Below are 5,096 nucleotides of genomic sequence, written 5' to 3' on the forward strand. Positions count from 1 at the left end.
ATACGCCGAGCCTGCAGTTTAATGCCGAAGGCCGCTATCATAGTTCCCGGTATTCGAGTTCGCTTGAAAGCAGCGCTTTGCCGAGCAACTTCTTCCTCCGTGCTGACAGCGGTAAAATCGGTAAATTCTCCATTGCCGGCTGGACGTCGAAGCGGGACATCATGCCTGTATACAGTTCAGAACGCGCCTATGGCGGCTCGTCTGACAACGCCTGGAGTGAAGAATTCAAGCCGTCTCTGCGGTATTTTGGGGATATGAAAAATACCGGCGTAACCGGCAGCTATGAATTCAACAAGGATCATTCTATTTCCTTTACCATTAATGATGAAGAAAGCGACCTGAAACGATACAATAAATCGGCATCGGATATTGGCAGTGTATTTGAACCGATGCAGGTCTACAACCGTTCCTTAAAGCGCTCGACCTATAATTTTATCTATAAAGGCCGCGGCGGCACGACGGACTGGCAGGTCAACGTCAATCATGGCAAGGAAAAGGAAAAAGACGTTACCCTCCTGAATTCCGGCAATGGCACGCAGTACAGCGGCGGCAATACCCTGGCCAGTGTGGACTGGCTGGAACATGAACAGACCACAGTCGGCGTCGATTTGCATACCGCTGTCAATGACGCCCATTATTTGAGCTATGGCTTTGGCCATACCCGGGAATGGGCCGAAGGGACGCGCCTCCGCAATGCCCCCAAAACTCGTGTTCAGACGATTAATCCCTGGGACTATGACAAATCCCTGGGCGTAAAGGAGAATACAGGCAGCGGCAAGGATGTGCCCAATTCGTATGTTCATAATTTTGAATATAAGAGAACAGACGGCGGCTTTATGTGGGACAAAGATAAAGAGTTTTACGGCAATGACAAACCGGCCTTTACCTATGATGATGCCAAAAATATGGATCCAGAACTCAAGGCGGCGATTGTTGGTTCGGGCTATGAACCGCCTACCATTACGGATGAAATGCGGCAGAAATATGGCGATATTGTCGATCGCTATGCGGCATTTAATGAAGCCGTATCAAAACAAAACGGCCTGATGAATGCCGATGGTACGCCGAATGTGGACAAACTGATGGAAATTATGGCCCATGGCGGCAGTATGAAAGAATTCTTTAATCCTGGATTGGCATATTATGGACAGCTGCCTAAGGCAGATGGCAGTAATTATGAGCAGGATAAAAACCTTTTATATAATGGCAAGTATTACGGGCAGGGCTATGACGAACGTGACAACCAGGTGTCTGTCGGCGAAGCGGAAATCAATCGCTATTATGCCTACTTGCAGGATGACTGGCAGCTCAACGATACGACGGTCCTGACGCCGTCTCTGCGGCTCGATCACAGCGACCTCTTCGGCAGTCATGTCACAGGCAACATCGGTTTGCTCCATAACGTAAACGGCAATGAACATCGCCGCTTCAAGGCCAATGTTGGCACTGGCTATGCCGAACCGGGCATGGGTGAACTCTATTACAACTGGGAAATGTTCGGCGCATCTGGCAGTCATCTCGGCTGGTACTGGGTCGGCAATCCCGATTTGAAACCGGAAAAATCCCTCAACTTCGATTTGTCCATTGAAGGGGAAAACGACAAGACCTATGCCAAAGTCGGCGTGTTCCACAATGAAATTAAAGATTATATGAGTTCCTATTTTACAGGTCAGCTCATTGACTTTGATTTTAATAATGTATATGGTACGGGCCTGGAAGCCTATCATCCCGGCGCCGACCGCATCTACAGTTTCCGCAATATCGGCAAGGCGAAGATTACAGGCCTGGAAGCAGAAGTACAGCAGAAATTCAACGACAACTGGTCTATGAAGCTGGGATATACATGGCTCCATGCCATTAACTCCAGCGATAAGGACATGCCGCACCGCCTGCTCGACCGGCCGACGCAGAAATTTGACCTCAGTCTGAACTACCGCAATACGAAAGGAGATTGGCGCGCCGCCATCTGGGGCAGTTACTATGTGAACATGCTGGACAGCAACTCTGTATCCACCGAAAGCCTGTTTGAAAAAGACGACAACGGCAACTACATCCGCAAACAGGGCAAGTATGCAGAAAAATCCTTCGGCATCTGGAACGTCATGGTGGAAAAAGACTTCGGCAAGGACTTCACGGCTTATGTAGGCGTCGATAACGTATTTAACCACCAGGACGATGACCGGGCCTTTGCCGACCGGACGTACCGTTTTGGCGTCAATATCAAGCTCGACGACCTGAGCGACACGTTCCACCGCAAGACGAGCAAAACCGAATTTGTTCAGGATAAAGATGGCAACACCGTCGTCGTCAATAAACCGGCTGATTCCTGGTTCATTACGCGGCCAGCTTCAGCAGATACGAGCCGTAAAGCCGGCGATGTACAGCTCTATGGCGATTACCAGCTGCGCAGCAACATGTACAAAGGTCAGGATAAAGTGGCCATGCGCCAGACGAAGGATACGCAGCCGACCGATGCCGCTGTCCGGAATCATGCCGACAAAGCCGCCCACGGACTGGAACAGCGCCTGCGCCTCGGTGTGGACTATCAGCTTGCTGACGGCCTGAACCTCAACGTCCTGGGTTCGACGGCCAAAGACCGGAACGACTATAACGTAGCCGACAAACGGGGTCTCCACGATCCTTATCTGGAAAAAGCGGAACTGACGAAGAGCACGCAGAAGTGGGACTGGACTGTCGGCCGTATTACGGAACCCATGGGCGTGACGGGATATTACTTCGGCAAGTACTATGACGGCGTCCGCGTAGCCTACAGCAATAAGAACACCCAGGTCATTGCCGGCTATGGCGATTTCAGCCAGTCTACCGGCGTCAGCGACAGCGCATACAACCATAAGCGGGAAACCATAATTCAGCGGGCACCTACGATCAGTGAATTCTTAGGGATTATGGATCACGCCGCAGTTCCTGGATTAGCTGTCAATCCGGCCGGGCAGTACAACTACGCCTCTAAATTTGATAATGCCAAGACACCGGAAGAAAAATTACAGGTTATGAAGGAATTCGTCCATATTCTGAAGGATATTAATGATGCCTCTGTCCGGGAATATTCCCATGTTAAAATAGATCAGAATACCTACTATAAGGGATTCTGGGGTAATGAAAGCGATACGGCTACTTTTGTTGGGCATTATGCAGATCAGTTGAAAAATCGTGTTGGTCTGGATTTAAAAGCAACCGTTGACGGCCAGTCTGTAGATTTAGGGGGTACCTATACTTTTGAAAGTGGTGCTCATCCATTGGCAGGCCTTTCAGTGACGGATATGTTCGATGCCGATATCGTAAAGGGCAGAATCCGGTCAGCCCTGCAGAAACTGGGCGCTACGGCATATCAGGACCGCGACAATGGCCAGACCTTGACCTTGGATCAGGCTGTAGATCATGCCTTTGCCTCCTATGTCGGTGATACGACCAGCACTGTCCTGGGTGGCTCTACGATACATGTTATCAGCAACCTTATTAATGATCTTGTAAGCGCTCGAATTGGAAATTTTGGTTATTTGAAGAATAAGGTATTAAACAATGGTACAGTGCCTATGCCTGGCGTACCCCTTGTGATTACGCAGAAAGGCTATCTCCTGGATCAGGATCAGATTCCGGCCATGGATCGGGCTGGCTATATCAAGCTTCGTCATCAGCTTTCCGATACAGTCGGCGTCGAAGCGTGGAAGCTCAATTCCTTCGGCGAAGGAGCTTACGACGATCAGGGTCACGAAATGAAGATTGCCGACGTCATCGGCGTTGGCAGTCAGATTCGCCTGGGCGACAAAGCCATGCTCTCCTTTGACTACGGCCAGAACCGCGCCGCTATGGGCAGATACTTCCACGGCGGTATGGGCAATTATGGCGAATACACCGGCGGCGGCAGTACGCCTGATTTCTGGGTGGCCCGTCTCGATATTGGCCGCGCCGATACGGACGTACCGGGCTCGTGGAACGCCTTCCTCGATTACAAGTCCTTCGACCACGGCGCCTTCCTCGGCGGCAATGGAACCGCATCTCTGCCGGACCGCTACCTCGACGGCATCCGCAGCTTTACAGCCGGCATCGGCTATGTTCCGTCGAAGAACCTGCTCCTTGAAGCGTTCTATACCTTCGATGCTCACAGCACGCAGACCCGGGATACGCTGTACACGCCGGAAAGCTTCGACCTCGGCGACTACACCCGCATTCAGGCAACGTACAAGTTCTAAACGAGTGCTGATACCAGCCCCATCTGGCCGAACTCATACAATAGACAAACTCCTTTCTCCGGCCAGAAGGGCTGTATCATAGATGCTAACACCAGCGCGTCCCGGCTTCGTACATACGATGACACAATCTCCCTTTTTCTCCGGGACGCCCTGTGTGATAGATACGCAAAATCACCGCAGCAGACAGAATGCTACCTCTGTTCGCTGCGGTGGTTTTGTCGTATATCCATTGAAATTTCCGGGAATCTGTGATATTATAAAGCTGAAAAAGGAACAACCGCCCACAAGGTGGGTTGACCAAAGTAAATAGGTAAGAATTCCACCCTTCTACCGGTCAAAGTTTCGGGGTGGTTTTCTTATGTCTACATTAGCTTCGTGACAAGTGATAAGATAAATGTCAGCAATGCCAGAATAAACGTACCAAAGGACATTACGTCCTGAAAGGTAAATTTCATAGACATCACCTCCATTTCAAATGGAGGTCAATCCACCCTGCAACACAGTTGTTCCGAGGATAAGTATATCATAAAGATCACAGGCACTTCAATACATACATCATACAATCGACCATCGCAGCCGACAGCATGCTACCTCTGTCCGCCGCGGTGGTTTTGTCGTATCTCCATTGCATTTTCCGGGAATCTGTGATACCATAAAGCTGAAAAAGGAACAACCGCCCACAAGGTGGGTTGACCAGATTAATTGAGTGAAAAATCCACCCGCCTACCGGTCAAAGTATTGGGGTGGTTTTTTCATATCTACGCTAGCTTCGTGACAAGTAATACAATAAATGTCAGCAATGCCAGAATAAACGTACCAAAGGACATCAAGTCCTGAAAGGTAAATTTCATAGACATCACCTCCATTTCAAATGGAGGTCAATCC

2 protein-coding genes are annotated in these 5,096 nt (G+C 49.9%); one reads left to right on the forward strand and one right to left on the reverse strand.

From position 1 onward, the window contains the following. On the forward strand, positions 1–4,211 hold a 4,211-nt coding region (locus Q3886_RS08180; RefSeq protein WP_301860866.1), incomplete at its 5' end, for a TonB-dependent siderophore receptor. Positions 4,212–4,969: 758 nt separating this feature from the next. Here the strand turns inward: Q3886_RS08180 and Q3886_RS08185 are convergent. Beyond that, the gene (locus Q3886_RS08185; RefSeq protein ID WP_301860867.1) at positions 4,970–5,062 is read right to left on the reverse strand and encodes a putative holin-like toxin; all 93 of its coding nucleotides are present in this window, start codon (positions 5,060–5,062) and stop codon (positions 4,970–4,972) included. Positions 5,063–5,096: the final 34 nt, after the last annotated feature.

Source organism: uncultured Megasphaera sp., assembly GCF_958350005.1.
In the GTDB taxonomy this organism is placed as follows: Bacteria; Bacillota; Negativicutes; order Veillonellales; family Megasphaeraceae; genus Megasphaera.